This window comes from Halobacterium sp. GSL-19 (assembly GCF_016917855.1).
Classification (GTDB): domain Archaea; phylum Halobacteriota; class Halobacteria; order Halobacteriales; family Halobacteriaceae; genus Halobacterium; species Halobacterium salinarum.
This window is the reverse complement of sequence record NZ_CP070377.1, coordinates 558554-585300: the sequence shown is the minus strand read 5'-3', so window position 1 is coordinate 585300 and position 26747 is coordinate 558554. Positions and strand designations below refer to the sequence as shown.

Genomic DNA, 26747 nt, shown 5'->3' with positions numbered 1-26747 from the left:
ACGCTGATGAACACCGCTCCCGACACCGGGACCGAACGCGCGACATACACGTGGTCGGCGGGCCGGTACCCCTCACTGGCCCCGAACCTGCTGCCCGCGATCGCACGCCTCGTGAGCGCCTGCGGCGTCGACCCCGGGAACACGGTCCTGGACGTCGGCTGTGGCACCGGGAACGCCGCCCTCACCGCCCGCCGCGCCGGCGCAACCGTCACCGGGCTTGACGTCACGCGGTCGATGCTCGAACTCGCCCGGGACACCACACAGCTCACGGATTACAACGATATCTCCTGGGTCGCCGGGGACGCCAGCACGCTCCCGTTCCCCGACGACGCCTTCGACGTCGTGCTCTCCAGTTTCGGCCACGTGTTCTCCCCGGCCGCAGCCGAGGCCGGCCGCGAGATGCTGCGCGTCGCCCAGCCCGGCGGCCGCGTCGCGTTCACCGCGTGGTCCCCCGACGGCCTGGTGGGAGCGCTCACCGACGTGCTCGATGACTACGTCGGACACGACGACCACGACCCCTGGGCGCACCTCCGGTGGGGGAACCCGGAGTTCGTCCGCGACCACCTGGGTGACGCCTGCGAGCTCACCTTCGAGCGCCGCATCGCGCGCTTCCGGTACGTCTCCCCCGAGCACTTCTGGCGGAACTTCGCCGAGGAGGCCGGCCCGCTCTCACCGGCGCTGCGCGCGCTCGACGACCCCGGTGCGCGGAGCGCCCTCCGCGAAGACGCGCTTGCCACGCTGGATGAGTGGTTCGCGGACAACACGGTTCGCGTCGAGTACCTCCTCGCCCGCGGCGTCGTCGACGGCGCCGCCTGACCCACCCACGGCAGCCACCGTTGGAGGCGACGGGCTGCTTGGCCCCGGCATATATCATGGGGCACCCCGTCGGTGTGTGCATGGACAACGTGATCGTCGACATGCTGGCGGGCAACCAGCGCCATGCCGCCGAGTTCCAGTCCCGGTTCGACGACGTCCAGAACGCACAACACCCCGACGCAGTCACTGTCTGCTGTGCCGACTCACGGGTGCTTCAGGACGAACTGTGGGCGAATACGGACCCAGGTAGTATCTTCACTTGCGCGAACATCGGCAACCGAGTGATCCAACAAACCCCCGACGGAGACGTCGTCTCCGGCGACGTGCTCTACCCCATCGAGCACACTGGAACGGAGACAGCCGTCGTGGTGGGTCACACCGGCTGTGGCGCGGTCACAGCGGCGTACCGGGATCTCACCGGCGACACTGGGGCGGAGCCGCCGGGGATCGCGCACTCGCTGACTCCCATCCGCACGCGACTGGCGGCTGGAGTGGATCTGCTCCCGGCGGACCTCTCAGAGTCCGCAGCGATCAACCGACTCGTCGAATACAACGTCGACCAGCAGGTCCAGTTCCTTCTGGAAAGCGACCGCGTCGACGACGACGTCTCGGTCGTCGGCGCGGTGTACGACTTCCAGGACGTGTACCCGGGCTCCCGTGGCGAAGCACACGTGATCAACGTCGACGGCGAAACCGACCCATCAACGCTCCGCGAGCAAACTCCCGAAATCGCGTCACGGATCACTCGGCTCTGGAGTTACTAACCGCGGCGGACCGCGCTCTTCGGGCGTCGCCCGCCGACTGTTTTTGCCGCCCACGGTTGCTTCCGAACCCGAACGCGTGGACAGGGAGGAGGAGGTCGTCGGGGCAGCCAGAACAGATGCGTCAGGCAGGTTGTGTCACACAGTTTCACACCCGATCTGTACGCTGTTCGTACGAATGAGCGATCCAGAAGCGGACGAGCATTCGACCGCGAATACGTCATCCACGGCGATGGCGAATACGCCGATGGAGACTCATGTCAATCCCTACGAGAGCCATCGATCGCCGGCGCGATCCTGGCTCTCGCCCCACCGTAGTGTCTCCAAGGACAAGTTGACGCCGCATCTCAGAGCCGTTCAACTTCACCGTCGTGTCTATCGAAAACCAGGGAGAAAAGTGCTCAAAACCATCCTCGAAGCTGCTCTCTAATTCACCAACAATCTACGCCACATGAGCGTCCTGTTAAACTCCCCTCGTAGACGCAAAATACACAAACCCGGATAGAAGTTCAGCGACACCGGTTTGACTACTTCTTAGGAAGGGTTTATGTATAAATGGTTCTATGTGAACATCAGTAGCAATGTCAATGTCTGGTTTCAGCCTCTCAGCTGACGATATGGTTATTAGCGAGGTTCTTGAGGGTACCCATCAGATTCAGGTTCCAGATTATCAACGCGAGTACTCTTGGGGTAAAAGTCAGTGGTCGGAACTTTGGGATGACGTGCGCGCTCTTACTCGCGAACGAGATAATCACTTTTTGGGATCAATCGTTGTCATTGAGAAGCAAGGAAGTGAGATGAAATCGTGGGAGTTGGTAGATGGACAGCAGCGCCTCACTACGATTTCAATCTTTCTCTGCGCAATTCGTGACCAATTTCAGGGCGTTGATGGCTACGATGATAGACCCGAGCTTATTGATGAAAACTTTCTACAAATTCAGAGTCCAACAACTGGGGATTGGCGGCAGAAATTATTACTAAATAAATTTCACAACGAAGACTTTGAGCGGATTCTGAGTGGAAGCGTCGACTTAGTTTCTGACTCGCAGCTTGGGGATGCCTATGAGTATTACCGCTCAAAACTGGAGGGGTTTGATCCTCAACACGTTCAAACACTGTATGAAAATCTCATCAATTCGATGTATCTTGTTCGGATAGAATGCGGGAGTGAAGTTTCTGCATTCCGCCTTTTCGAGAGCCTCAATGACAAAGGGCTAGATTTAGGCGCAGTTGATCTTGTGAAGAACCGGTTATTCATGGAAGCAAACGAGAAATCGAGTATCGATGAAGACCGAGTAAAAGACCTTTGGGAGGAGATCATGTCGGTCATTCGCTCTGAGATGACGCAATATTACAGGTTTTTCTCGCACTATTATATGTCTATCTCCGAGCCCGAGGTTCGGGATAACGTGTCGAAAAACAAGCTCTACGGGTACGTGGATACGCTCTTAGAAGAGGAATTAATGGCGGTTGGGCTGACCGTTGAAGAGATGCTTGAGGATATGTTAGAGAAGTCTAAAATATATGTCGACATCATGAATTGCGAGGTTTCAGAAGACTTCCAACCAGGCATATTACAAGACCTAAATTCTAAGCTTTTTTCTGTCCAAATAAAGAATGGTCGAATCAGGACGTTGCTGTTGAAAATTATTGTTGATTACGACGATGCTGATGATGTTCTTGAAGCACTGCATATATTAGAGGTTCTAAATACGCGAGATAAACTGGCAGGGCGAGAGTCAAATACTAGTCGAGATCGTTTCTGGTCAAAGTTGTCCTCAAAGGTAGATGAGGCTAAGAACCCGAACGACTACCTCCGCCGAATCTCCAAAAATAGAGCGCCAAATGATACAATTCTGAAAGAGCACATCCGCAACCGTGACTTCAAGAATAACGATTTCACCAAGTACCTCCTTGATCGGATTGAGGAGGAGCACTATATGCAATCTGGGGGGCAAGAAAAGTCGGTTGGTGATCGGTCAACCGTAGATATTGAACACATTGCGCCTCAACGATCATGGACAGCAGACAAGTATAGTGAGTGGACAAAATATCTGAACTGCTCAAAAGAAGAATTTGAGGAGTATAAGAAGCGAATTGGTAACTTAACCCTGCTTCAAGATAGTCTGAATCGGAGAGCCTCTGATGATCCATTCCAACAGAAGTGTGACATTTACAGGAACGAGACTGACTTCTTGATGACTCAAGCAATTCCAGAAAACTATAACGAGTGGAGACTGGGGCAAGTCCATGAGCGTACCCGTGATATGGCTGAAATTATTTGTGAGGTCTGGAATATGAATAACGTCTGAAGACCAGTTACGAGCGCTCTATCTATGATTTTCTCCGTTTTATATTGTTTCTTTTAAGAGGGTCTCTTCAGTATCCTATTGCCTGTCTGGTGATTTGTAGATGTTCAAACTCCGAATCTTTGGCTTCCACTCCCAGCGACTCTCTATCGCCGAATACGGTTTATCAAACTCCTCCATGGGTGGTAGTCAGCGAATAGATGTGGTTGAGGTACACCTCCCGTACTCGATCCCCCCAGTTGTGCGTGTACGTGTCGATGATGTCGTCGGCCACATCGCCGCGGAGGTATTTCACGACGCCGCGATCACCAGTCCGGTTCCGGAGATGCGTCGTGAAGAAATGCCGGAAGTAATGTGGCGTTACGTTCTCGGCGGCGTCCCCACCTTTGTGATACCACCCGCGGGGTTCGGCGTGTCGCCGCACCATCCCTCGGACCATCTCCGGCGTCAGACGCTTGCCCCATGCGTCCTGCGTGCTCACGAACACCGGGTCGGCAGGCGATGTGGTGTCCGGTCGAATCGCCAACCACCGGACGAGTTCGGTTTTCAACTCCCGGTCAAGGGGGACGAGCGTGGCACGCTTGCGCTTGTTCGACGCCGAGCGCTGCTCGCCGTTGACCGTTTCGCCACGGCTCATCGCCGGATCAACGTACAGCGTGTCGGGGTGGCTGCCGAGCTGGCCGCGTGTCCCCACCTCGTAGGCGGAGGAGACAGCCGGCGCGTCCAGGTTGACGTCCCGGAGGTCGAGGTTGCAGAGCTCGCCGACTCGAAGCCCGGTTTTCAGCAGTCCAACGATCACGGCGCGCTCCAACGGGTGGGTGATGTCCGCGATGAACTCCCGCATCGCCGCAACCGAGATGTCTCTCCGAGTGGGGTTCGTGTCGATGGCCTCGTCCATCTCCTGGCTGACCAACGCCATCGGATTCCCGTCAACGACGCCGACCTGCTGCATGTAACTGTAGAACCGGTTCACGTACGACGCGTACGTCGCGACCGTGCTTTCGGCGTACTGCTCGCGGAGGTGATGCACCCAGGTCAAGCAATCCCGGCGGCCGGCGTCGACCGGCTGCGCGCCGGCGTTCGAAAGGAACGCTTCGAACGACCGGAGGACGCGTGCGTACGCGTCCCGGGTTCGCTTTGCTTTGCCGTGATACTGCATGTCCTCGAGGAAGTAGCCGATAGGATCGTCACGCGCATCAGCATCGGTCTCCCTCGCCAAGGAATCACGTGGCTCACTCATCAGCCTGTGAAACGTAGCCACCGCGTCGCGGGTCGAACCGAATCACACCATCGTCTGCGAGGGACTGCACCGCGGTGTCGATCCGGTCCTCGAAGTCCCCCGCCAGTTGAGCGACTAACTCATCCCAGGACACGGCATCCCCTTCGTCGACCATCGATTGAACCCGGTCTTCGAGGGCATCACCCCTAGGGGTTGCGTCGCTAGAACCACCGTCTGGACTGTCGTCCAGGAACCCCCGTCGTCCGGCCTGCACCATCGTTCGGAGGAACTCGCTTTGCGTCATATCTAATCGCTCGGCGTGATCCTGCCACGTGGCTTTCTGGTCCGCTGGCACGTACGTCTTCACGACGGCGCGATCAGTGTTTCCCATACAGGCCCAACAGCCACGGCTCACTTCAATGTTCCTCATACAGAGATAAGTGTTTTTATCGGTTCTCCGGGCCTGGTTCAGATCGCCAAGGAAGGCCTAGACAGGATGATTTCTTTTGATTTGATTCCATAGAAGAGGATTCCCGCTGGAATGTGGAGTACCACACAAAAAGATAAATAGACGCCACCGGATGAGGGGAGGTTGCACGCCGGTGTATAACCGTGTATCGAGTGGGCGGTCTTGAACTCGTACACAGCCGAAAACTGGCACTCGGCGATCGATTCACTGACGCCGGCACAGTGGCGACCCCGGCACACTCAGTAGGCGACCGTCGATAGCTGCGTGGTCTAGCGCAGCCGTATACGTGGCGCCCTCAGACCAGCCCACAAAACAGCCAACCTGAAGGGGACACCACGTTCTATCCGAACGGAGCCCGGCGTAACATCAGCGATGTTCAAATCGTGAGTTCCTCGTGATGCAATGTTGGACCAATTCCCGGTGCCGAAGGCTTCGCCACAGAGTATTGACGATCCGATGGCATCTGAACGCAGGTATCGAAGAGCCGGTGGCGCACCGCTTTGCGCCGACCAGCAAGGCCGCCACAGCTCGGCTCAGAATGTGTTTGCCCAAGCTCGGCAGGCGGTGGGTCAGTGAGTACCGTACTACTGTCTGGATACCCTGTGGAGTCCGCGGCTCGTGGCCACAGTTACATCGGCCGAAACATATGTATAATCGCGTTAACTTTTGGTATCGCCCACGGTGGACCAATGTATCACGCTGTTTCACTGGTCGGTGGCCGGAGTGATCGCGTTACGCACACAGCTGGTTGATCATCTTGCCGATGTTCCTCATAGTACGGGTGGAGCTTACCGTGGCGCTCACGTGGGGAATCAACACAGCGTATCAAGATCTTCCGTTTGACGACGTTACTCAGGTCAACGCAGAACACTGTCGGAGTTAGCCAGAGAATTTCCCGGACAGTCTCACCACGGCGTTCTTTAGTTCTATCCCTTTGAGTGGGGAACACGCGGATCACGCAGTCTTGTAGAGCTGTTGTACACCCCTGCAACAGCAAGACAACGATTGCCAAGCGGTGGCTATGTTCCGCCAACCGGTGTTCACGTCCAACATCTGCGCATCGTAAGTTCCTCATCGCGTAGTTTCCACTGTGATCCGTGCGAAACCGTGAACCGACGATCACCAAATCCGGTGTGTGGCGTCTGTCTGCGGAAGCGAGCTGCTTGGAACACACGAATCCTGGTATTGGAATGAAGACAGTCGTAAATCTGAGAGTGATATACGAAAAGCACGGCCTGTACTGGATTCGAGGGTTTGAGCGTATTAGGTGGATTCAACCACCGGTAAGCGTGCAGGATTGAGTGCAATCAAATGGCTAAGCCGCGATAACTGGCTGCTGTACCTGTCACTTGATGGTGGTGGTGCCAGCGGCGTAGTGATTGGATCCGATCTACCAGCCAGCGTCGCTAAGTTACGGTAACGGTTGTTTCCCGGGATGGGACGGTTCAGTTCGCCCCGGACCGGACTGACAGACCGATGTAGTAGGCGACGCCAACAACGATCCCACTCAATGTGGCCTCAGAGAGGGCCGCGATCGGGTTCCGACCGAGGGCGATGTAGCCCACTAGCGTCAGCAGCGATGAGCCGACAGCGACGGTAGCAGCGGCTGTCCGCGTGGAAACGCTGCCTAGTCCGAATCCAATGGTAACGCCCCCCATTATCTACGTTATATATTCGGGAGCGGTATTTCAATTATTTCACCTGGCTTATCGGGCTCACACACATCAAGCCCAGAGGACTTACAGATTGTCGCACTGATGTCATCACCGCACCCATCGGTTGTAGCCTCGGCGACTTTACAAATGGCTTTGACGATCGTAACACATGCAATGCCTCCGGCAACACTTATCCCGAGGACCCCGCAGACCACCTTACCAAACGCTCCACAGAGCTTTTTGCAGATGACTTGTGTGGCGAAATAGCAGCCATCGCATCCACTGAAGTTTAGCTCATCCGGAAGGTCCGGGAGGTCATCTGGGGATGGCAGATCGAGTTGCGCGCTCGGATCTTCTGCATCCTGTACGTGGCTGAGGTCATCGATCAACGCCTCGACAGCCTGTTTGCTCGGTTCCTCGGTTGTCTTCGTGAACGAACCATCAATTTCGCCGGAACGGTCAGTCGCAATGGCTAGGTCGGTCCCCGATGAATCGTCGCCCAGCAGGTCGTATTGCTCAAGCTTTTTGAATGTGCCATCGTCGTGGTAATACTCGACGTCGAGCTGTGCAATGGCGATCTCCTGGGATTCGGGATGGCGTCCGAGAATGATCCCCGCACGACTGTTTTCTGCCGCGTCCTGAAGCTCATACGAGGCAACTTCGCGTTTGAAGTCTTCTGTCTCAGTGACAGCCACGGTGAGGGTAGTATCACTCCAGGCGAATGAGTAGCCGAGGTCCACGGCCTTTTGGCGGAGCTGCGTAAACGCGGTTGACTGTGCGATGCTACGCGCTGCATCGCTCTCTTCAGAGCCACTCAACACAGTGACTGGATCGCTTTCTTCCCCCTCTGCGGCGGCGACCGAAACGTTTAGTGTGGATCCAATCCCGATTGATCCCAGCGCCGCCATTCCCTTCAGCATTTTCCGCCGATTTGGATCGTTTCCGCTCATTTCCAAGCTATCATTGTCTTTGCAAGTATATAAAATTTGTTAGTAACTTATCTTAGTAAAAATAACTAGGTGGGATATCTGTTGCTAGAGCCTCTTTCAGTATACTCGGTCAAGTCATCCGACTGTGTTGTGTGGGTTGCGTTCCATTAATACGTTCTCTTTCGAACAAGCAAAGAATATATTTGACTTTATTTCGTTATACATGTATGAAACAGCCGCCGTTTGAGAGGTTCCGTCAGCCGGAGTATACAGGGGAAAACCGGTGCACACCGTGTACGGTGTTGAATCTCATCATTGCAGCGATACTCAGCTCCGCCATCGCGCGCAAATCACGACTCGGTGGTGTGATCGCGGTGGGGATCTCGGTTGGACTGATCTATCTCCGTGGCTACCTACTGCCCGGTACACCAACGCTGACAAAGCGGTACTTGCCGCCGGCAGTACTTCGCTGGTTCGGGAAGGAGCCGGACCCAGCAGTCAGCACCGGCTTCCAGGGAAGCGGTGCGTCGGCGCAGCCAGCGTCAAAAGCGGACGCACGGTCACCGGCGGAGGATGTGTCGCCGACGGACCGTGAGCCGAGTGGTGCCCCCAATGCATCCGCAGCCGAGGCTGATCCGTCGACAGGAGGCCTAGAGGAGTTCTTTGTGGCGCATGGCGTCCTGGAGCCGTGTGCGGACGCGGACGATCTCTGTGTGACTGCTGAGTTCGAAGACGCCTGGATGACCGCGGCTGAGCGACTGACGGACGCGGATCTCACCGGTGAGCTGGTTGCAGAGTCGTTCGGAATGGACACCGAGGCAGGCGAAGAGTTCGAGCGAATCGAGGACGGAGAGACGCAGATCCTCGAATCCGAGTCCGGGTGGATCGGACAGTGGCCGTCCCGGGCAGCGCTGATCGCGGACGTTGCGGCGAGTCAGACGCTCCGGTCGTGGGCCCCAGAGTGGAGTGGTGTCGATGCGGAAGATCGGGGCACGGTGCTGAACGGACTGCGGATGTTCATCGAGACGTGTCCAACGACGGGCGGTGACGTTGAGCTCGGTTCGGAGGTCGTCGAATCGTGTTGTAGCTCTCACGAGGTGCTTGCTGTGACTTGCGAGGACACTGGCGAGCGACTGTTCGAGCAGCAACTTCCAAACGCCGAGGCGTGAACGCACGTGGCCCGTTGTGAGGTGCGGTTTGTACGCACCCCAGAAATGTAGGCTAGCCTAGAATCCGGAAGTGTTTTGCCTGCTAGATTCGCACTCGTTGATAACCACCGACTGAGCGGCTGGCGGAGCACCGGTCGAACCCGGCACCACGACCCCGAAATCCACTCTCAGAATGATATGTGAGATGTACACACTCGGCTGCACGAGCGAGTCATACCGTCCAGCGGCGAGTGATGCAGTCAAACCACGGTCGCGCGCGCACCGACGCGGTAGCAGTCTTATCCCGCTGCAGCCCAACGTTCACATACGAGTGGCACAGACCCAATCATCCACACCCGGCTCCCGGTGGACCGACCAATGAGTGGCGCGGACCAGTACCTACTGGCGATCTACATCGAATCCCATCGCGACGACAGCCCCGTGCCGACGGGACAGCTGGCCGACCGCCTAGAGAAGGCCGCACCGTCGGTGACGGAGATGCTCAAGCAACTCGACGAGAACGGGCTCGTCACCTACACGCCGTATAAGGGTGCACGCCTCACTGATGCGGGTCGTGAGCGCGCCACGGAGCTCCACGAATCCTACGTGACGCTGTCGTGGTTCTTCCGAAGCGTACTCGACTTGGAGACCCACGAATCCGAGGCAATGGAGTTGGCGAGTATCATCGACCCGACGGTGACCGATCGACTGGCCGCAACGCTGCCCGACGACGACCGCTAGAACCGCGCTCGCTACGTCGAGGCCTGGATGTTGAACGTCTTCTGGAGGAACTGGCGTGACGCCATCGAGCACACGAAATACCATACGATCCACGTCGCCATCGGTCCGAGCAGTGCGTGCTGCCAGGCAACGTGTCCGGCGAGCGGGACCACCATTCCGTGCTCGCTCGCGCCGAGGTGTCCGCCACGAACCTCCCAGCGGAGCCACAGGAACACCGGGATCGTCAACAGCATGATCCACACCATCGGCCGGAACTGCAGCTTGAACAGCCCGAGCTGATCGCCAGCGGCGTCCATCTGCTCGCTTTGGATGCGTTCGAGTGCTTCGTCGTCGCCGCGCTCTTTGGCTGCCTCCCGGCGTTCTTTCAGGGCCGCCATCCGGTCTTTGTACGCCTGGAGCGTCTCGTGGTCCATTAGCCGGGACTGGAGGTACGTGGAGTAGACGCCGGTGGTGACAGCCAACACCAACACGACGATGTGGAACGGCAACAGGTTCATCACCGGGGACAGGAGCTGGTTGTCGACCGACGCGATCGTGGTCTGGATGGAGCTGTTCCAGTATCCCGCGAACAGCCCGATCGCGCCGACGGCTGCCGCCTTGTCGTAGATCGTCCAGGACGCGGATTCGATCGCCGGTGCGTCGGTGTGTTCGGTCGACTCGGCGTCAGTGTGTGCCGCCAGCTCGGCCGCCAGTTCGTCGGGGTCCGCAACCACGAACCCCGTGTCGGTGCTCGTGAGCACGCCCGCGGAGATCAGTCGCCCCCACTGACTGCTGGAGACGGCGTCGCTGACGTCGTCCCACTGGAGGTCCCCGGTTCGCGCGTCGCTTTCTTCGAGGACGGCGCTCGCTGCCTCTCGCATCGCTGCTGTTTGGAGGAGTGATGCTAGCTGGGTGTCAGGCATACTGATGTCTCACGATTTCGGTCGGTCATTATGACCCTTCTGCTTGCCGGAGATCCGGGCCCCAGCGGGGAGTCACGGGGGCGTGTCAGCACGGGCCAGCGTGTCCACGGTCACGTTGAGGAGAGTTCGGTAGAACGGCTTCGGGTCGGCGTCCCGGACGCGCCGGGCGAACGACTCGATCCAGTTCCGTGGGTGCTCGGTGAGGAACTGTTCGAGTGTTTCGGCGCCCTCGTGCTCGCGCAGGTAGGCCGCGAACTCGAGTTCGGTTGCGAGGTGGTCCGGCGGTGCCGACTCCGAGGCAGCGGGCTGGAGGCCGTACTCACTGTACCAGCGGGCGACCGCCTGTGTCGACGGCCCGTACACCGGGCCGAGGTCCGCGTCGCGTTCGCCGTCACGGTAGACGCTTTCGTACGGCGGTGATTGGGACGGTCCGGGCCCGACGAACAGTCGCGTGTACTCGGCCCGAAGCGACTGTGCGTCGACTGTCGTGGCGGTCTCGGCGGCGAGCGCCGCCTGCAGGTCGTCATCGGGCTGTCGCCAGCAGGCCGCAAGCGCCGCGAAGCGGGCTGCGGTCGGCGGACCGTCGCCCGTGTCGTCGAACGCGTCGGCGACCGCGACCGCGCTGTCGTTGTTCCGGGTGGCTGGTGTCATTGTGTTCGATCACCGCCGTCAGTGGCGTACGCCGCATCGGGTGCCGCGCGCTGCAGGGGGAGATAGCGGAGACCCGCCATCACGATCAACGCGCCGATCGAGATCACGCCGACTGTGACCGCGATCTCGACCGCGGTCGGCGTGTACGTGCCGGCGGTCGCCCAGGCGTCGGTCGTGAGGCCGGCGTACTCGCCGCCGGTTGCGATCCCCGGGGCGGCGTTGATGTTCACGCGCTGGTAGCCGGTGAACACCAGCCGGATCCCCTCGAAGAGCGTGCCGAACACCGCCAGCACGCTCGCGGTGAAGATGACCGCCGTGCGCCTGCGAAGCGACGGCGTGGCCAACAACAGCAGTGGCACTGCGCCGCCGAGACCGGTCCACAGCCAGAAGTAGACGGTGTCCCCGATGAGGAAGTTGCTGGTGATCGCCCAGAACCCGAAGTGGTGCGCCCACGCGTGCGGGAGGCGCTCGGCGGCGAGCAGGTACACCACGTGGAACGCCAGGAAGATCCCCAGCAGTTTGCCCAGGCTGGTGAGCTCCCCGCGGTCGGCGGTGAACGCCGTGAATCGGTCCGCGAGGATCGACACCACGAGCAGTAGTCCAAGCCCCGAGACCAGCGCTTTCGCGATGAACACGGGCGCGACGAGCGGGCTAAACCAGTCGCCGCGGCCGACCTGTGTGGCGAAAATCCAGCCGGTCACGGAGTGCAACGCGACTGCCGCGGGCAGCGCACAGACCGCGGTCCAGAACATGAGCGTGCGGTCGCGGTCGCGGCCGGCGGCCGAGTCGGACACCCACAGCGACAGCCGCGACCCCCGGGCGGCGAGATCGCGGCGCGTCAACAGCCACAGGTACCAGACGTTGAGTGCGCCGTACAGCATCACGATGCCGAAGTCCCAGACCATCGGCGACCGGAAGTCCGGGGAGGTGACGAACTGGTAGATGCGGTCCGGACGCCCGATATCCGGCAGGATCAACAGCCCCGCGACGATGATGCAGCCCAGGCTCACGAGCACGCCCAGCCGAGCGAACCCCTCGTAGCGCTGGGAGTGGAAGAACTTCGGCGCACTGGACAGGATCAGCCCGCCGGCCGACAGCCCCACGAACAGCACGAACAGCATGATATACAGTCCCCACGAGAACACGTTGCGCATCCCGGTTTCGATGAGGCCGTGCTGGAGTTGGTACGCCCACGCGCCGAGGCCGATCACCAGGAGGAGCGCGAGCACGCCGAGCCAGCCGCGCCCGAGTGTCCCGAACGACGACAGTACGGGGCGGCGTGCGGTCGTGTCGGTGTCCGCCATCAGTCGTCACCTCCCGCGGTCTCCGCCGGCACGTGTGGGGTAACGTCGTATCCGTTTTCGACGCTGCCGCTGCGCCGTCGCGCCGCTTTCGCTGCCTCGTCGTCGTCGAGTTCGCTTTCGAGCTTCTTGCTCTTCCAGGGGCGTCCGGGCGACATCTCGCCGTTGATGTAGTACGTGCTCGGGTCCGTTCCCTTCTCGTCCAGGAGTTGGTGGGTGTCGTACTCCGCGATGTACTTCGAGACGGTGCTGTCGTCGTCGTCCAGGTCACCGAAGATGCGGGCGTCCGCCGGACAGTTCACGACGCAGGCGGGATCGAGGCCGTCCTCGACGCGGTGGCTGCAGAACGTGCATTTCTCGACGACGCCCTGCGGTCGTTCGGCCACGTCCCCCGTGCCGTCTTCGGGGCGATGCTCGGGCTCGTCCCAGTTGAACACGCGGGCGTTGTACGGGCAGGCCGCCATGCAGTACCGACACCCCATGCATTTGTCGTAATCGATCTCCACGATGCCGTCGTCCCGGGTGTACGTGGCGTTCACCGGGCAGACCTTCACACAGGGCGCGTTCTCGCAGTGTTGGCACGCCGTCGGCTGGTAGGTCATTTCGAGGGTGCCACCGTCACCGCCCTCGGGGTAGTCGCCCGACGGGGTGTCGACGTGGTCGCCGCCCTGCGTGAGCACGCGGTTCCAGAACTGCCCCATCGGGACGTTGTTCTCCTGTTTGCACGTGAGCGAACACGACTGGCAGCCGATACATCGTTCCTGATCGATGACGAGGCCGTAGTTGGTCATGACGAATCACCGTCGGTGGCGGTCCCGGACGAACCGCGGGGGTTGTGTTGTGTGTACTCGTTCGATTGGTGCTCGTCGGCGGCCCGCGTCACCTCGACGCGGCAGTCGTAGAACGCGAACGTGCGCCCGACTTTCGCCGTTTCCGCCGAGATCAGGTCCTGGAGGTGCCCGTCGACGAAGTCGCGCGCCCACCATCCCTGGTCTGTGTTGACCAACCCGGGTTGGATGCCGTCGTTGTACTTGGCGCGGACGACCACGCTCCCCCGGTCGTTGTGTACGCGGACGTACTCGCCGTCGTCGATCCCGCGGCGTGTGGCGTCCTTGGGGTGGATGTCGAGCTGGGGCTCCGTGTTGATCTCCCGGAGCCACGGCACGTTCGCCCACTGTGAGTGGATGCGCCACTTGGAGTGTTTCTGCATGAACAACAGCGGGTACTCGTCGGCGTGCGCCCAGTCGTCGGCCGTCCGGGCTTCCAGTGGTTTCGGGACTTCAAGCGAGACGCCGTCGTCGGGGAGCGCCGGCCCCTCCTCGACGGGTGCGTCGTCGTCGTAGACTGTGATGCGTCCCGATTCCGTGCCGAACTCGTCGGTGTACGCGACCGTCGGCGTTTCGTCGGTGGCGACAGTGCCGGTCTCGCGCAACGCGTCCCAGGAGAGCCGGTCGTCGTTCTGCACGAAGCGGTCGAGGACGTCGTGTTTGTCGTCGGGGAACTTGTCGCCGTGGCCGAGCCGCTGTGCGAGCCCCGCCATGATGTAGTAGTCATCGCGGGCCTCCCACAGGGGGTCGTGGGCTTTCGTCCGGTAGCTGAGGTTCGGGTGCGTGTACGTCGTGAGGAGGTCTTCGGTCTCGAACCAGTGTGCTGCTGGGAGGATGATGTCCGCTTGCTGCGTGGTCGGCGTGTGATAGATGTCCGCCCAGACGACGGTGTCCAAGTTCGACATCGCGTCCAGCCACCGGTCCCGCTCGGGGAACTGGTTCCCGAGCATGTTCGAGTTCATGCCGTACATGAACTTCGTCTGGACCGGGTCGCCGTTCGCCAGCAGGTCGAGCACACGGTTGTAGCCGTAGGTGTCCACGCCGGCCGCGCCGTCGGGGTCGTTCCAGTCGCCGGTTTCGAGGTACGATCCGTCGTAGGAGGGGTGTTGGGCGTGGATGTTGCCGTGCCGACCGTAGTCACCAGTGAGCGCGAGCAGCGTCGCGTACGTCTGCCCGAAGACGTGGCCGTAGAGGTACCGGCCGACCCCGTAGCTCGGCATGATTCCGCCGGGGCCACGGGTGGCGAGCCAGTCGGCGGCGGTTTCGATGTCGGCGGCGGCCAGGCCCGCGGTGTCAGCGACGGCTTGTGGTGGGTACGACGACGCCTGCTCACGGAGCGCCGTGAGCCCGGTATGAACGGTCGTGCCGTCGATCGTCCACTCGCCGAACAGCGCGAACGGGCCGTTCGTTTCAGCCGGGACGACCTCCGGGGAGCCGGTTTCGGTGTTGAAGACGACGATCCCGTCCTCGGGAGGTGTCGCGGTGACGCTGGCCGGGTCGAGCAGCGTGCCGTCGTCGGCACGGATCAAGGCGGGGGCGTTCGTCCGCGACCGCAAGAACGCCTCGTCGTAGTGGTCGTGCTCGAAGATGTACTGCATCATCGCCAGCGCGAGATGCGTATCCTTCCCGGGTTTGATGGGGAGCCACAGGTCGGCTTTCTCCGCGGTGTTGGTGTAGACGGGGTCGACGACCACCAGCTTTGCGCCGTTGCGCTTGGCGTCCAGGATCCACTCGGCGTCCATCTGGAACTGGCTGGCGAAGATGTCGGACCCCCAAATGATGATGGTCTCGGCGTTCACCCAGTCGTCGGCCGTGTTCGTCGGCGGCATGAACACGCCGCCCTCGCCGGTGACGCGGTTGAATCCCTGGCCGACGTTGGTGTCGATGCCGTACGTGAAGTCGTCTTGGAGGCCGCCGACTAGCTCCTTGAGTCGCCGGTAGCCGGTGATCCCGCCGTCGCCGGAGCCGGAGTGCCAGAGCAGACTCCGTGGCCCGTACTCGCGTTTCGCGCGTTGGATTTCGTCGGCAACCAGGTCCAGTGCGTCGTCCCAGGCGATGCGCTCGAACTGCGCGTCCGCCCCGCGCTGATCGGGCTGTGGGTCGTCCGGGGACCAGCTCGTTCGCTTCATCGGGTATTTCAGGCGGTCGGCGTTGTAGACCCGCTGGAGATGGGTCATCCCCAGTGTGCAGCCGCGTTTGAACGTTTTCGCCGCCGGCACTTGCTGTTCGACCTTCTTGATTTGGCCGTCCCGGACGAAGACGTCGAGCGGGCATTTCCCCCGGCAGTTCGGCGAGCAGGCGGTTTTGACGACCTGATCCTCGCCGAGGAAGCTCGTGACGGCGTCCCCAGCCGTGTCGGAGTCGTCGGCCTCCTGGAGCGTCGACAGCAGACCGCCGCCGCCGCTCAGCCCGACTGCGGCGACCGCGCCCGACTTGAGGACGTCCCGCCGGGTGGCGTTGAGGTCGGTGTCACTCATCGAAGTCCTCCGGTTCCGTGGGGCGGTCGTCGCACCCGAACTCCGCGGTCACTCTGTCGTGGTAGCGCTCGTGGAACGTGGCCTCGGAGAGGTCGCCGTTGGCGACGCGGATCGCGTCCGCGGCCATCTCCTTGCCGAGTTGTGCGTCGTAGCCACAGTCCGCGAGCATCGAGTCGGCCGTTTCCTCCCAGTCCGGAATCGGCTCGTGTGCGTCCGGCGTGTTGGGGGCCATACAGCTAGCCGTAGCGTTCCGGCGGGCATGGTGGTGGTGCTAAATAATTGCGGCCTTTATCTGTGGCAGTCGGGGCGGCGTCACGGCGCGGAGCCGGCTGACTGTTGGGCTTCGGTGAACGCACTCGTGGCGAGCTTGGACTCGACGGCGCTCAGTCGCTGTGAAACCGCCGACTTGGAGATGCCAAGCGCCGTCGCGAGATCCGACAGGTCGGCACCCCGCGGCGTGGCGTAGTAGCCTTTGGCGACCGCCGCCGCCGCGGCCTCGCGCTGTTTGTCGGTGAGCTTGAAGAGATCGAGGGTCACATGCGTGTGTGAGTCGCCCGACTGGTCGTCGGCGGCGAGCCGCGTCAGATGGGTCAGCGAGACGGTGTTCGCGACCGCCTTGAGATCCGCCACGAGGTCCGTGAGCGTCGTGCGGTCGGCGAGATACGTTTCGACGGTGATGGTGTCGGCGGCGACGGCCGTGATCTGGGGGACGCAACCGTGGTCGCTGAACACGCAACACAGGCAGCTGTCGGTGGTCTGGGTTGCGACGTGCATCACGTCGGATCGGTCGTCGTCGGGGCACGCCGGCGCGACAGTGACATCGGCGTGGCAGTCGTCGCCAGTGTACTGGTGGCGGACGGCAGTGACCTCGCCGTCGATCTCTTCGAGGGGGCATGCGGCCGCATCGGAGAGCGCCACGTCGAGCACGACGCGCAGACGGCGCCGTGATCTGTCGGTGTTCGGCTGGCTGGCTGTGCGCTCTGACATACCGCGTGTTTGCGGGTGGCCGGTAAAGTACCGCGCGGCTGTTCCTACAGGGCTGGAACGACGCCGCGGCCGGCAACTCGGCGCGCACAGACCCACCGGCGCGAACAGCGCAGCGTTCTTGGGCGCTGGGCCGGACCGGTCCCGTATGCAGGTACTCGCCGTCGTGGGACCGTCGGATTCGGGGAAGACGACCGTTGTGGCGCGCCTGGCCGAGCGACTCGCCGCCCGGGGACCCGTCGCCACGGTCAAACACCTCACCCACGAGCCCGACATCGACACCGAGGGAAAGGACACGGCGCGCCATCGGGCCGGCGGCGCGTCCCGGACGATCGGGCTCACCGACGACGGCTCGTGGTTCGGAACCGGTGACAGCCGCGACCTCTCGGCTGTCCTCGGGAGTTTCGCGCCCACACACGACTACGCCCTGGTGGAGGGGTTCAGCGACAGCGCCCTCCCGAAGGTCGTGCTCGGCGGCCGGGACGCGGCCGCGCCAGTGGCCGTGACCGCGGCGAGCGCCGACGCGCTGGACCTGGACGCGGCTGTGGCCGCGATCACGGATCCGGCGGCGGCCTACGAGCCCCACGAGCAGTAGCGTCGGCCGGCGGCGGGCGCGCTCCAAGGGCGTGGGATTCGGCGGGACGGTTTTCAGCGACCAGTGTGGACCGACACTCATGGTGATGGGCAGCGCGGCCGGGGGGCGGGCGGGGATCGTTCTCGCTGGGGGTCGCTCCACCCGCTTCGGGGATCGCGAGAAGGCGTTGGCCACGCTCGGGGGCCGCCCACTGCTCTGGCACGTCGTTGCGCGCCTCGGGACGGTGGTCGACAGTGTGGTGGTGAACTGCCGGCGCGACCAGCGCGCGGCGTTCCGGACGGCGGTCACGACCACGGACACCGACGTGGCCTTCGCGGTCGATCCGGATCCCGGGCAGGGTCCGGCGGCGGGACTTTCGACGGCGCTGAACGCGGTTGGGGAGCCGGTCGTGGCGGTCACGGCGTGTGACATGCCGTTCATCGACCCCGCGTTTTTCGCGTGGCTGTGTGACCGGCGCGCCGACGCGGGCTGCGCCGGTGCAGTGCCCGTCGTTGATGGACACTTACAAGTCACGCACAGCGTGCTGGCCGCGGCCCCCACGCGGGTGGCTGTCGACGCCGCGGCGGCGGCCGGGAACCGGAGCCTGAGTGGCGTGGTCGCTCGCCTGCCGGTCACGCAGGTTCCGGCGGCGCAGACACGCCACCGGACGGCGCGCCACAGCTTCATGGACGTGGATACGCCGGCCGAACTGGCTGCGGCCCGGGAGCGCCACCGCGCCCCACGCGCCGTCGATCGCGCGCACGACCCCGGTGAGACCGGTGTTTCGAACGCGGGTGACTGAGATGCGTGCCACAGCGCCGGACAGCTTTTTATGGTCACACGACTGAACGCTCCAGTAGGAGCGATGGCTGGGGATCTCTTCGCGGGCCTGGATGGCGGGTTTGATGCGCTACAGCGGCGCGCGAGCCGGATCGTCGAGGTGTTGCGCGGAACCGCCGTCGACGTTCCACCGTACGACCCACAGGCCCACGGCCCGCTGGTCGAGTTTGACGGGGTGGCGGACTACGAGGAGGTCGACCGGTACTGGGTCAACGCCCCCTACGCGTTCGTGTTCATCGGGTTCGACGCCGAATCCGACACCCACTACTATCACGTCGTGGAGCCACACCTGGATGACTTCGAGCAGACGGTGTTGGACCAGCTCTACGACGACATCCGGGACGCGCTCATCTACGATGCCACCACCGATCCCGACGACCGCGAGGCGGTCCTGATCGCGCAGATGCAGCGCCTCCTCTCGGAGTACAGCATCGACGTGACGCCGAACGCGTTCCACCGGCTGTTTTACTACTTACACCGCACCTTCGAGGGGTTCGAGAAGCTCGACCCCGTGATGCAGGACCCCCACATCGAGGACGTGTCGTGCGACGGCTACGGGCTGCCGCTGTTCGTCTACCACACCGACTACACGGACATCGAGACCAACATCACCTACGAGCAACAGGAGTTGGACAGCTTCGTCGTGCGCCTCGCCCAGCAGTCCGGCCGCCACATCTCCATCGGCGATCCGGTCACCGAAACCACCCTGCCGGACGGATCGCGCGCGGAGCTCGCGCTCGGCGAGGAGGTCACCCCGAGGGGGTCGGCGTTCACCATCCGGAAGTACAGCGAGGAGCCGTTCACGCCCGCAACCCTGGTCGACTACGACACGTTCAGCCTCGACCAGATGGCGTACCTCTGGCTGGCCATCGAATCCAACAAGAGCCTGCTTTTCGCGGGCGGTACCGCCTCGGGGAAGACCACGTCGATGAACGCCGTGTCGATGTTCGTGCCGCCGCGGGCGAAGATCCTCACCATCGAGGACACCCGCGAGCTTGCGCTGTACCACGACAACTGGCTGTCGTCGGTGACCCGGGGGGCGGACGGCGGCGGCGGAGACACCATCACGATGTACGATCTGCTGCGGTCGGCGCTCCGCCACCGCCCCGAGTACATCATCGTCGGCGAGGTGCGCGGCGAGGAAGCGATGACGCTGTTCCAGGCGATGAACACGGGCCACACGACGTATTCGACGATGCACGCCGACAGCGTGCAGACGGTCATCAACCGCCTCGAAAACGACCCCATCAACGTCCCGCGGGCGATGATCCAGAGCCTGGATATCCTGTGCGTGCAGACGCTCACGCACGTCGGTGACGAGCGCGTTCGCCGCAGCAGCGTGATCGCGGAGATCGAGGGGATCGACCAGCGCACCGGCGACCTCGACTACTCCACGGCGTTCGAATGGGACCCCACGCGCGACGACTTCGAGCAGCGCGACTCGAACGTCCTCGACGAGATCCAGGACGAGCGCGGGTGGTCGCGAAGCGACCTGCTCCGGGAGCTCAGGAACCGCAAGCGCGTCCTCCAGTATCTCGTCGAGCAGGACGTGACCGACTACCGCCGGTTCACGGCCCTGATCAACGAGTACTACGCGCAGCCCGAGCGCGTGGTCGCCCGCGTCACCGACGCGCTCGATTCGGACGTCGCGGCCGCCGCGCCGGGGGTCGTGGAGTGATCACGGTGGCCGTGTGGCTGCTGCCGCTGGCCGCGGTGCTGGCAGTCGACTGCGTGGTCGGCGCGGCCGCCATCACCGGCGCGAACCGCGTCGATCGCGTGCTCTCCCGGGTGGGGCGTGCGGCGTTCGGTGGGCTGGCCCGAGACCGCGAGCGCGCCAACCCCGAGCAGGTCGCGGCGCTCCAGGGGGCCCACGTCGCCCAGACGTACCGGACGTACGCCGCCCGCACGTACCTGTTCGCGACGCTCGCCGCGCTCACTGCCAGCATCCTGGGCGTGTATCTCGTTGCCGGCGTGCTCGTGTTCCTGGGCGGAGCCTCCGCCGGGGTCCGCAGCCAGTTCCCGGGGCCCGTGCGCGGCCTGTTCGTCGATAGCGTCGCCGCGTTCTCGCCGGGCGTGCTGTTCGGTGCGTTCGTCCTGTCGGGCGCAACGGTCGGCGTCGTCGCGGCCTACGGGACGTACACGGCACGCTGGCTGCGGCCGCGGTATGCGGCCGGCGAGCGCGCGCGCCGGATCGACGCGTCGATGGAGCGCACCGTGGCGTTCATGTACGCGCTGTCGCGCAGCGGCATGCCGCTGGCCGAGGTGTTGCGGATCCTGGCGCGCAACCAGCCCGTGTACGGGGCGGCGGCCGAGGAGATGGCGGTCGCGGTCACGGACATCGACAACTACGGCGAGGACATCATCACGGCCCTCGAACGGGTGGGGTCCCGCACGCCGAGCGACGACCTCGCGGAGTTCACCGAGAACCTCGGGAGCATCCTCCAGTCCGGCAGCGACCTGCCGGCGTTCCTCAAACAGGAGTACGAGTATTACGCCGAGGAGGCCGAGGCCACCCAGTCGCAGTTCCTCGAGTTGCTGGCGACGCTGGCGGAGGCGTACGTGACGGTGCTGGTCGCCGGGCCGCTGTTCTTGATCACGATTCTGGTGGTGATCGGGCTCACGCTCGGCGGAACGCTCGGGTTCCTTCGGCTGACCGCGTTCGTGCTGGTGCCCGGCGCGACGTTCGGGTTCGCGGTCTACCTGGACTCGATCACGGACGCGACGGTGGGCGGTCCCGGCGACGAGCAGTCCGTGGGCGGCGAGCAGTCCCGGTTCCAGTCGATCCCGTCGCCGTCGGCGGCGCTGTGTCCCGACGGCGGCGCTGACGCGGCCGTGGCACCGCTCGGATCGTCGCCGGAGAACCGCGCTCGGTTCGCGATCTCCGAGCGCCTGCGACCGGTGTTGTACCGCCTCCGGAACCCCCTCACGGTCGTCCTGGAGACGCCGACGCTGCTGTTCTGGGTGAGCTGTCCGATCGCGGCTGTGTACCTCGGCAGCCAGTGGTGGGCACCACTGAGTACGGGCGTGTTCGCGCCGGCCGCGTACGACGACGCGCTCGTGCATGCGACCGTGTTCGTCGTCGGGACGTTCGCCGTGGCATACGAGACGGCACGGCGACGGCGGAAAGCGATCGAAGCGGAGGTGCCGGACTTCCTGGACCGGTTCGCGTCCACGAACGAGGCGGGGATGGCCGCCGTCGAGAGCTTCGGGCGCACCGTTGATGGGGATCTGGGCGCGCTCACGCAGGAACTCGAACGCACGTGGGCGGACATCCAGTGGGGGGCCCGCATCGAGCACGCGCTCACGCGGTTCCGGGACCGCGTGAACACGCCGGCCGTCTCGCGGGTCGTGGCGCTGACGACGAACGCGATGGCCGCCAGCGGCAACCTCGGGCCGGTGCTCAGGATCGCCGCCAACGAAGCCACCGCCAGCCGGCGCTTGGAGCGGGACCGCCGCAACGAACTGCTCACGTACGTCGTCGTGATCTACGTGTCGTTTTTCGTGTTCATCGCGATCATCGTCGCCCTCGACACCATCTTCATTCCGAACATCCCCACCGGCGCGGCGACGCAGGCCGGGAGTGGCGCGAGCAGCGCCGTCGATAGCGGTGCGTTCTCGCAGTCGGCCGGCCAGCTCACGGCCGCCAAGAAGGCCGCCTACAGCACGGTGTTTTTCCACACCAGCCTGGTGCAGGCGGTCTGCTCGGGGCTCGTGGCCGGCCAGATGGGGGCCGGATCGGTGAAAGCGGGCGCGAAACACGCCACCGTGATGCTGGTGGTTGCGTACACGACGTTTCTACTCCTGGGATGACAGACACACCACACGCCGCCGACCGCGACGTACAGCGGACGTACAACCGGATCGCCAGCCACTTCGCGAAGACCCGCGAATACCCGTGGCCGGAGGTCGAGTCGTTCCTGGACGAGGAGTGTGCGGCGCCGGCGGTGGCGCTCGACCTCGGCTGCGGGAACGGACGCCACGCCGAGTTGCTCGCCGCGCAGGCCGCCGACGTGGTCTGCGTGGACGCCAGCACGGGGCTGCTCTCGGAGGCCCGCGACCGCGCGGCGGCCAACGACTTCGACGCGACACTGGTCGCCGGCGACGCCGCCTGCGTTCCCGTTGCGTCGGGCACGGTGGACATCGCGGTGTACGTTGCGACGCTACACCACCTCCGAGACCGGGACGCTCGCGTGGCCAGCCTCACCGAACTCGCGCGCGTGCTGGCCCCCGAGGGCACCGCGTTGGTGTCCGCCTGGAGCACCGCCCACGACCGCTTCGACGCCACCACCGGCTTCGACACGACCGTGGACTGGACGCTCCCCGGCGGTGAGACGGTGCCGCGGTTCTACCACGTCTACGACCCCGACGAGTTCGACGCCGACCTCGCGGCCAGCGACCTCCGTGTGGTGTCCTCAACCGTCTCCAGTGGCAACTGTTACGCGGTCGTTGCGCCGGCGTGACGCTGGCGGCGAAGGGAAACACCCATAAACGACGGCTGGAAAGCAGTGGGTGCGCGCCGGTAGTCTAGTGGTAGGACCTGAGCCTTCCAAGCTCATGGCCCGGGTTCAAATCCCGGTCGGCGCATTTCTGTCGAACGGAGTGCGACGAAACGCGCCGGGGAGTCTGTACCCTGCGAGTCGCAGCCCGCGCAGCGCTGCGAGCAGGAACGCCTCGCATCGGTTCAAATCCCGGTCGGCGCATCCCTCGCGGTCGTCAGTTGCCGACGCGGTTGTACAGCTCGATGGCGTCCACAACGTCGTCGTTGCGGTCCATGTCGGTCTCCAACTCGACGTGGGCGGTGGCGGCGATCATGTCGACGGCGCGCTGGCGTTTCGCTGCCGTGTCGAATTTGTCCGCCAGCGGTTCACCGACGCTGACCTCAAGCGACCAGTACTGGTTGGGGTAGGCGGTGCGCATGTTGTACGGGGAGTCGTGGTACGCCAGCCGGACGGCGTACGCCGACAGCGACGACGCGACGTCCGAGTAGGCGTCGGGCACTCGCTTGTCGGGCAGCGTGATCTCGATGATGTCGCGCTGGGGGTGGCCGTATCCCGGCCGGGGGCGCTGCTCGTTGTTGTACGCGCCCGCGGACATCGTCTTCCCGAAGTTCGAGGGGCCGAGCCACCAGACGACCGCGCCGTCGAGGTGGTACGGCACGGGGCTGGTGTTCTTGAACAGCAACACCTGGTACCAGAACCAGCTGTCGCCGTGGATCTCCGTGGACAGCTCCATGGGCGCGGTGGCGGTGAACCCGTCGCCGCCGAGGGGATCGCCGGTCACCGGGTGGGTGTTGTTCTGGAGCGTGTCGAGGAGCGCGCTGTCGTAGTTGTCGAGATACGTGAAGTCGTCGCTCCACGCCGGATCGGTTTTGGCCTGCAGGTAGACGCGGTCGCGTTCTTCGACTTCGGCGTCCGCCTCGCCGCGGGCGTCCGTCGGCCACTGGGTCTGACAGAACACGCCGGGGTCGTTTGTCGCCGCGACCGGGCCGCCGGTTTCGTCCCAGGCGGCGGCCCGGCCGCTGCCCTGGAAGGTGGGTGGCTCCGTCTCGTCGGGCAACAGCATGAGCCGCGGCAGCAGTTGTGCGATGGCGTGATCCGGGACCTCGGTGTCCGCGCTGCGGAACGACTGCGCCCAGTCGAGGGCCTGGCTGCCGAGCGCGCCGAACGGCAGCGAGCCGTCCCGGACGGTGTTCCGGATGGCGTCCAAGTCCACGTTGAACGCCGCGGCCTTCTCGGCGTCCGTCCAGTTCACCGTGGCGCGCTCGACGCTGGCGACGCCGCCGCCAGCGCCGTTCTCGCCGGGCATGAAATCCAGGAACACGTCCGGAATGTGGCGCTCCTGGTAGGACGGCAGGAACTCCGCGAGCGTCGTGTCCGCGGTGAGCGCGGCGTCTTCGCCGTCGGTGACCGTGATCGTGGTGTCGGCGGACGCGGTGTCGCCGTCCGCACCGGTGACCGTGAGCGACACCGTCACCGAGCCGGCCGCAGCGAACGTGACCGTCGGCGTGGGGCCGGTGACGTCGTCCTGGTCGAGAAGCGTCCACTCGTAGCCGTCGATGTCGCCGGTCGACGCCGAGGCGTCGAGTGTGACCGACTCGCCGACCGACGGTGACGACGGACGCACCGTGATGGCGGCCGCGAGGGAGCCGTCACCATCGCCGTCGTCGACGGGGCGAAGCTGGTTCCACGGCCCCCACTCGTCGCTGCCCGGTTCGTCGCCTTTCGTCCACCACTTGGCCGCCCAGACGTAGCCGTCGAAGGTGACCTCGTCGCCCTCGGTGTACGCCGTGTCGGGATCCCACGCGGGTGGGCTGTCCGATGCCGCCGTTGCCGATGCGCTCGCGCCCAGCAGCGCGCCGACCGTGAGCGCGCCGCGCTGGATGTAGGTGCGTCGGTTCATGGTGTGTGTTGATTGATCGTTTCGAGTAGCGTGCCGTCGTAGTCCTGCGAGAGCTCCCAGATCATCACGCCGCCGAGGTCTTCGGCGACCGCCAACTCGACCTTCGCAGCGATCGAAGTCGGGTCGTCGTAGCTGATGAACACGCCCTCGCTGTCGTTCCAGAGGTAGGGAACCCCGCCCTGCTCGTTGCGCTGTTTGGTCCAGGCGTCGGCGCCCTCGTAGTTCGCGGCGAGGTCGCCGTAGTCGAACGCCCCCGTGTTGGCGTCGTCGGGGCCGCGGAGGTCGTTCCACGTGCCCGGCGGGATCACGTCGTTCTGGTACTTGGGGTCGCCTTGCTGCCACTCCGACAGCGAGAACGTGTCCCAGATGCCGTTCTCAACGTTGCAGCCGCGGCCGTAGAACGGCATCCCCAACACGAGCGTGCCGGGATCGTCGACGGGGTCACCGTGGTCCTCCCACTCCATCCAGTCCACCCAGTAGCCTTGCTCCTTCCAGATCGTGAGTGTCGTTTCCAGGGTGTACTGTTGGGCGTCCCCGGACGGCGGGTAGTCCGGGGGCGTCCCGTAGATCGGCGCGTTCAGCCCGGCGGTGCCGTGCCAGACGCCCGTGAAGTCGTACGCCATCATGTAGATGTCGTCGACCACGGCGGCGACCTCGCGGTGGTTGATCAGCGCGGCGTTCCAGTCCGACCCGCCGTTGGCGACCGAGAGGTCGTACGTGCGGCCGTCCTCGACCTCGGCGTCGTTGAGCCGGTCCCGAACGGTCTCCAGGAGCGCGACGTGGTTCGCGGGTCCCTGGGCGCTGCCGCACTCGCATTTCCCGCGGCGCGGCCCCGGGTGTTCCCAGTCGACGTCGATGCCGTCGAAGTCGTAGGTGCGCATGAGGTCGACGGCGGTGGTGGCGAAGCGCTCCCTGCTGGCCTGGTCGGCGGCGGCGTCCTCGAAGCCCGGGGACAACCCCCAGCCGCCGATCGAGAGCTTCAGCCTGGTGTCGGCGGCCCGGTCCTGCTTGAGGCTGGCGAACGACGCCAGCAGCGACTCGTGGTCCACGTCGCTGTCGGGGAGCACCACGGTGCCGTCGGGCTGCACGTCCAGGAAGGCGTACAGCACGTCGGTGACCTGGTCGAAGGGCACGTCGGCCGGGTAAAAGTCGTAGTCGTCGGTCCCCTTCCAGCTGGGGTAGTAGCCGACGACTTTGAACTCGTCGTCGCCGGGCGACGTGGTGGCGGTGATCTGCTGTGTCGCCGTGTCTGTGGTGCCGTCGCCGGTGGTGACGGTGAGCTCGATGGTGTACTCGCCGGCGGCGTCGTAGGTGTGGGAGGCCGTGACGCCGGCTGCAGTGGTGCCGTCGCCGAACGCCCACTCGTAGCTGTCGACGCTCCCGGTGGTGTCGCCGGCGTCGACGGTCACGGCGGTGCCCGGCTCCACCGTGGTATCGGTGACCGTGAACGCGGCCGTGGGGCCGCCCGGCGACCCGTCGACGGGGCGGCGTTGGGTCCACGGCCCCCACTCGTCGGCACCGGGTTTGTCGCCTTTCGTCCACCATTTGGCTTCCCAGACGTAGCCGTCGAAGGTCGCCTTATCGCCGTCCGTATAGACGGTGTCGGGATCCCACTCGGGCGGGGTGTCGGCCGCCGATGTTGGTGTGCTCGCCGCGAGCAGCGATGCGATGACTGCCGATGACGTGCGGAGGTAGCTGCGTCTATCGTGGGGCATGCATTGGGGGGTGCGCGCGGAGCCGGTGGC

At 63.9% G+C, this 26747-nt stretch carries 22 protein-coding genes, 1 tRNA gene and 1 pseudogene; 12 read left to right on the top strand and 12 right to left on the bottom strand.

The features are described 5' to 3' along the window. The first annotated feature begins 6 nt into the window (after nucleotides 1-6). The 4 genes and pseudogenes from JT689_RS04745 (at nucleotide 7) to JT689_RS04730 (ending at nucleotide 3889) form a co-directional block, all read left to right on the top strand. The gene (locus tag JT689_RS04745; RefSeq protein ID WP_010902591.1) at nucleotides 7-816 is read left to right on the top strand and encodes a methyltransferase domain-containing protein; all 810 of its coding nucleotides are present in this window, start codon (nucleotides 7-9) and stop codon (nucleotides 814-816) included. An 80-nt stretch (nucleotides 817-896) separates the two neighbouring features. Continuing rightward, nucleotides 897-1580 (top strand): carbonic anhydrase, encoded by a 684-nt coding sequence (locus JT689_RS04740; protein WP_205251655.1) that lies wholly within the window; start codon nucleotides 897-899, stop codon nucleotides 1578-1580. Nucleotides 1581-1778: 198 nt separating this feature from the next. Then, nucleotides 1779-2007 (top strand): annotated as a pseudogene (locus JT689_RS04735) (IS1595 family transposase); the annotation flags it as partial. A gap of 157 nt (nucleotides 2008-2164) precedes the next feature. Continuing rightward, entirely contained in the window at nucleotides 2165-3889 is a 1725-nt protein-coding gene (locus tag JT689_RS04730; RefSeq protein ID WP_229373412.1) for a DUF262 domain-containing protein, read from the top strand. Nucleotides 3890-4052: 163 nt separating this feature from the next. On the opposite strand, the gene JT689_RS04725 is transcribed toward JT689_RS04730, so the two are convergent. The 3 genes from JT689_RS04725 to JT689_RS04715 form a co-directional block, all read right to left on the bottom strand. Further along, complete coding sequence (locus tag JT689_RS04725; RefSeq protein ID WP_205251653.1) at nucleotides 4053-5126, bottom strand: tyrosine-type recombinase/integrase; 1074 nt, start codon at nucleotides 5124-5126, stop codon at nucleotides 4053-4055. After that, a complete protein-coding gene (locus JT689_RS04720) occupies nucleotides 5119-5496 on the bottom strand; it encodes a DUF5805 domain-containing protein (RefSeq protein WP_205251652.1) in 378 nt (125 codons plus the stop codon). The genes JT689_RS04725 and JT689_RS04720 overlap by 8 nt, the downstream gene beginning before the upstream one ends. 1744 nt (nucleotides 5497-7240) lie before the next feature. Next, complete coding sequence (locus JT689_RS04715) at nucleotides 7241-8179, bottom strand: halocin C8-like domain-containing protein (protein WP_229373411.1); 939 nt, start codon at nucleotides 8177-8179, stop codon at nucleotides 7241-7243. 206 nt (nucleotides 8180-8385) lie between these two features. Here JT689_RS04715 and JT689_RS04710 point away from each other — a divergent pair, with 206 nt between their 5' ends. Both JT689_RS04710 and JT689_RS04705 read left to right on the top strand, forming a co-directional pair. Continuing rightward, the gene (locus JT689_RS04710) at nucleotides 8386-9327 is read left to right on the top strand and encodes a hypothetical protein (RefSeq protein ID WP_205251651.1); all 942 of its coding nucleotides are present in this window, start codon (nucleotides 8386-8388) and stop codon (nucleotides 9325-9327) included. A 357-nt stretch (nucleotides 9328-9684) separates the two neighbouring features. Beyond that, on the top strand, nucleotides 9685-10047 hold the full coding sequence (locus tag JT689_RS04705) for a metal-dependent transcriptional regulator (RefSeq protein WP_010902585.1): 363 nt from the start codon (nucleotides 9685-9687) through the stop codon (nucleotides 10045-10047). 11 nt (nucleotides 10048-10058) lie between these two features. Here JT689_RS04705 and JT689_RS04700 read toward each other — a convergent pair whose 3' ends face one another. The 7 genes from JT689_RS04700 to dmsR form a co-directional block, all read right to left on the bottom strand. Continuing rightward, entirely contained in the window at nucleotides 10059-10949 is an 891-nt protein-coding gene (locus JT689_RS04700) for a DUF106 domain-containing protein (RefSeq protein WP_205251650.1), read from the bottom strand. A gap of 72 nt (nucleotides 10950-11021) precedes the next feature. Then, nucleotides 11022-11600, bottom strand: a complete 579-nt coding sequence (locus JT689_RS04695; RefSeq protein ID WP_205251649.1) for a molecular chaperone — start codon at nucleotides 11598-11600, stop codon at nucleotides 11022-11024. Further along, on the bottom strand, nucleotides 11597-12904 hold the full coding sequence (gene nrfD, locus JT689_RS04690) for an NrfD/PsrC family molybdoenzyme membrane anchor subunit (protein ID WP_205251648.1): 1308 nt from the start codon (nucleotides 12902-12904) through the stop codon (nucleotides 11597-11599). The genes JT689_RS04695 and nrfD overlap by 4 nt, the downstream gene beginning before the upstream one ends. Next, nucleotides 12904-13692, bottom strand: a complete 789-nt coding sequence (dsrO, locus tag JT689_RS04685) for a sulfate reduction electron transfer complex DsrMKJOP subunit DsrO (RefSeq protein ID WP_010902581.1) — start codon at nucleotides 13690-13692, stop codon at nucleotides 12904-12906. Before dsrO ends, nrfD begins: the two co-directional genes overlap by 1 nt. Beyond that, nucleotides 13689-16205, bottom strand: a complete 2517-nt coding sequence (locus tag JT689_RS04680; protein WP_205251647.1) for a molybdopterin-dependent oxidoreductase — start codon at nucleotides 16203-16205, stop codon at nucleotides 13689-13691. Before JT689_RS04680 ends, dsrO begins: the two co-directional genes overlap by 4 nt. Next, nucleotides 16198-16437, bottom strand: a complete 240-nt coding sequence (locus JT689_RS04675; RefSeq protein WP_010902579.1) for a 4Fe-4S ferredoxin N-terminal domain-containing protein — start codon at nucleotides 16435-16437, stop codon at nucleotides 16198-16200. The genes JT689_RS04680 and JT689_RS04675 overlap by 8 nt, the downstream gene beginning before the upstream one ends. A gap of 80 nt (nucleotides 16438-16517) precedes the next feature. Continuing rightward, nucleotides 16518-17192, bottom strand: coding sequence for a dimethyl sulfoxide reductase transcriptional activator DmsR (gene dmsR / locus JT689_RS04670; RefSeq protein ID WP_010902578.1), 675 nt, complete (start codon nucleotides 17190-17192; stop codon nucleotides 16518-16520). Nucleotides 17193-17337: 145 nt separating this feature from the next. Here dmsR and mobB point away from each other — a divergent pair, with 145 nt between their 5' ends. The 6 genes from mobB to JT689_RS04640 all read left to right on the top strand — a co-directional run bounded on the left by mobB (nucleotide 17338) and on the right by JT689_RS04640 (nucleotide 23187). Continuing rightward, complete coding sequence (gene mobB / locus JT689_RS04665; RefSeq protein WP_205251646.1) at nucleotides 17338-17784, top strand: molybdopterin-guanine dinucleotide biosynthesis protein B; 447 nt, start codon at nucleotides 17338-17340, stop codon at nucleotides 17782-17784. Between the two features lie 79 nt (nucleotides 17785-17863). After that, entirely contained in the window at nucleotides 17864-18565 is a 702-nt protein-coding gene (locus JT689_RS04660) for a molybdenum cofactor guanylyltransferase (protein ID WP_010902576.1), read from the top strand. 63 nt (nucleotides 18566-18628) lie between these two features. After that, on the top strand, nucleotides 18629-20281 hold the full coding sequence (locus JT689_RS04655; RefSeq protein ID WP_012289232.1) for a type II/IV secretion system ATPase subunit: 1653 nt from the start codon (nucleotides 18629-18631) through the stop codon (nucleotides 20279-20281). Then, the gene (locus JT689_RS04650) at nucleotides 20278-22413 is read left to right on the top strand and encodes a type II secretion system F family protein (RefSeq protein ID WP_229373409.1); all 2136 of its coding nucleotides are present in this window, start codon (nucleotides 20278-20280) and stop codon (nucleotides 22411-22413) included. The genes JT689_RS04655 and JT689_RS04650 overlap by 4 nt, the downstream gene beginning before the upstream one ends. Further along, on the top strand, nucleotides 22410-23063 hold the full coding sequence (locus JT689_RS04645) for a class I SAM-dependent methyltransferase (protein ID WP_010902573.1): 654 nt from the start codon (nucleotides 22410-22412) through the stop codon (nucleotides 23061-23063). Before JT689_RS04650 ends, JT689_RS04645 begins: the two co-directional genes overlap by 4 nt. A 53-nt stretch (nucleotides 23064-23116) precedes the next feature. After that, nucleotides 23117-23187 (top strand) — tRNA-Gly (locus JT689_RS04640). A 129-nt stretch (nucleotides 23188-23316) separates the two neighbouring features. Here the strand turns inward: JT689_RS04640 and JT689_RS04635 are convergent. Next, nucleotides 23317-25002, bottom strand: a complete 1686-nt coding sequence (locus JT689_RS04635; RefSeq protein WP_205251645.1) for a PKD domain-containing protein — start codon at nucleotides 25000-25002, stop codon at nucleotides 23317-23319. Beyond that, nucleotides 24999-26717, bottom strand: coding sequence for a glycosyl hydrolase family 18 protein (locus JT689_RS04630; protein WP_010902571.1), 1719 nt, complete (start codon nucleotides 26715-26717; stop codon nucleotides 24999-25001). The genes JT689_RS04635 and JT689_RS04630 overlap by 4 nt, the downstream gene beginning before the upstream one ends. Nucleotides 26718-26747: the final 30 nt, after the last annotated feature.

What these genes read in the sequence shown, in the direction of transcription:
- JT689_RS04730 (WP_229373412.1), top strand. Translation starts at nt 2,165, where the DNA reads ATGTCTGGTTTCAGCCTCTCAGCTGACGATATGGTTATTAGCGAGGTT.
- JT689_RS04680 (WP_205251647.1), bottom strand. Translation starts at nt 16,205, where the DNA reads ATGAGTGACACCGACCTCAACGCCACCCGGCGGGACGTCCTCAAGTCG.
- JT689_RS04725 (WP_205251653.1), bottom strand. Translation starts at nt 5,126, where the DNA reads ATGAGTGAGCCACGTGATTCCTTGGCGAGGGAGACCGATGCTGATGCG.
- JT689_RS04705 (WP_010902585.1), top strand. Translation starts at nt 9,685, where the DNA reads ATGAGTGGCGCGGACCAGTACCTACTGGCGATCTACATCGAATCCCAT.
- JT689_RS04635 (WP_205251645.1), bottom strand. Translation starts at nt 25,002, where the DNA reads ATGAACCGACGCACCTACATCCAGCGCGGCGCGCTCACGGTCGGCGCG.
- JT689_RS04745 (WP_010902591.1), top strand. Translation starts at nt 7, where the DNA reads ATGAACACCGCTCCCGACACCGGGACCGAACGCGCGACATACACGTGG.
- JT689_RS04700 (WP_205251650.1), bottom strand. Translation starts at nt 10,949, where the DNA reads ATGCCTGACACCCAGCTAGCATCACTCCTCCAAACAGCAGCGATGCGA.
- dsrO (WP_010902581.1), bottom strand. Translation starts at nt 13,692, where the DNA reads ATGACCAACTACGGCCTCGTCATCGATCAGGAACGATGTATCGGCTGC.
- JT689_RS04740 (WP_205251655.1), top strand. Translation starts at nt 897, where the DNA reads ATGGACAACGTGATCGTCGACATGCTGGCGGGCAACCAGCGCCATGCC.
- dmsR (WP_010902578.1), bottom strand. Translation starts at nt 17,192, where the DNA reads ATGTCAGAGCGCACAGCCAGCCAGCCGAACACCGACAGATCACGGCGC.
- JT689_RS04630 (WP_010902571.1), bottom strand. Translation starts at nt 26,717, where the DNA reads ATGCCCCACGATAGACGCAGCTACCTCCGCACGTCATCGGCAGTCATC.
- nrfD (WP_205251648.1), bottom strand. Translation starts at nt 12,904, where the DNA reads ATGGCGGACACCGACACGACCGCACGCCGCCCCGTACTGTCGTCGTTC.
- JT689_RS04645 (WP_010902573.1), top strand. Translation starts at nt 22,410, where the DNA reads ATGACAGACACACCACACGCCGCCGACCGCGACGTACAGCGGACGTAC.
- JT689_RS04720 (WP_205251652.1), bottom strand. Translation starts at nt 5,496, where the DNA reads ATGGGAAACACTGATCGCGCCGTCGTGAAGACGTACGTGCCAGCGGAC.
- JT689_RS04655 (WP_012289232.1), top strand. Translation starts at nt 18,629, where the DNA reads ATGGCTGGGGATCTCTTCGCGGGCCTGGATGGCGGGTTTGATGCGCTA.
- mobB (WP_205251646.1), top strand. Translation starts at nt 17,338, where the DNA reads ATGCAGGTACTCGCCGTCGTGGGACCGTCGGATTCGGGGAAGACGACC.
- JT689_RS04660 (WP_010902576.1), top strand. Translation starts at nt 17,864, where the DNA reads ATGGTGATGGGCAGCGCGGCCGGGGGGCGGGCGGGGATCGTTCTCGCT.
- JT689_RS04710 (WP_205251651.1), top strand. Translation starts at nt 8,386, where the DNA reads ATGAAACAGCCGCCGTTTGAGAGGTTCCGTCAGCCGGAGTATACAGGG.
- JT689_RS04695 (WP_205251649.1), bottom strand. Translation starts at nt 11,600, where the DNA reads ATGACACCAGCCACCCGGAACAACGACAGCGCGGTCGCGGTCGCCGAC.
- JT689_RS04715 (WP_229373411.1), bottom strand. Translation starts at nt 8,179, where the DNA reads ATGAGCGGAAACGATCCAAATCGGCGGAAAATGCTGAAGGGAATGGCG.
- JT689_RS04675 (WP_010902579.1), bottom strand. Translation starts at nt 16,437, where the DNA reads ATGGCCCCCAACACGCCGGACGCACACGAGCCGATTCCGGACTGGGAG.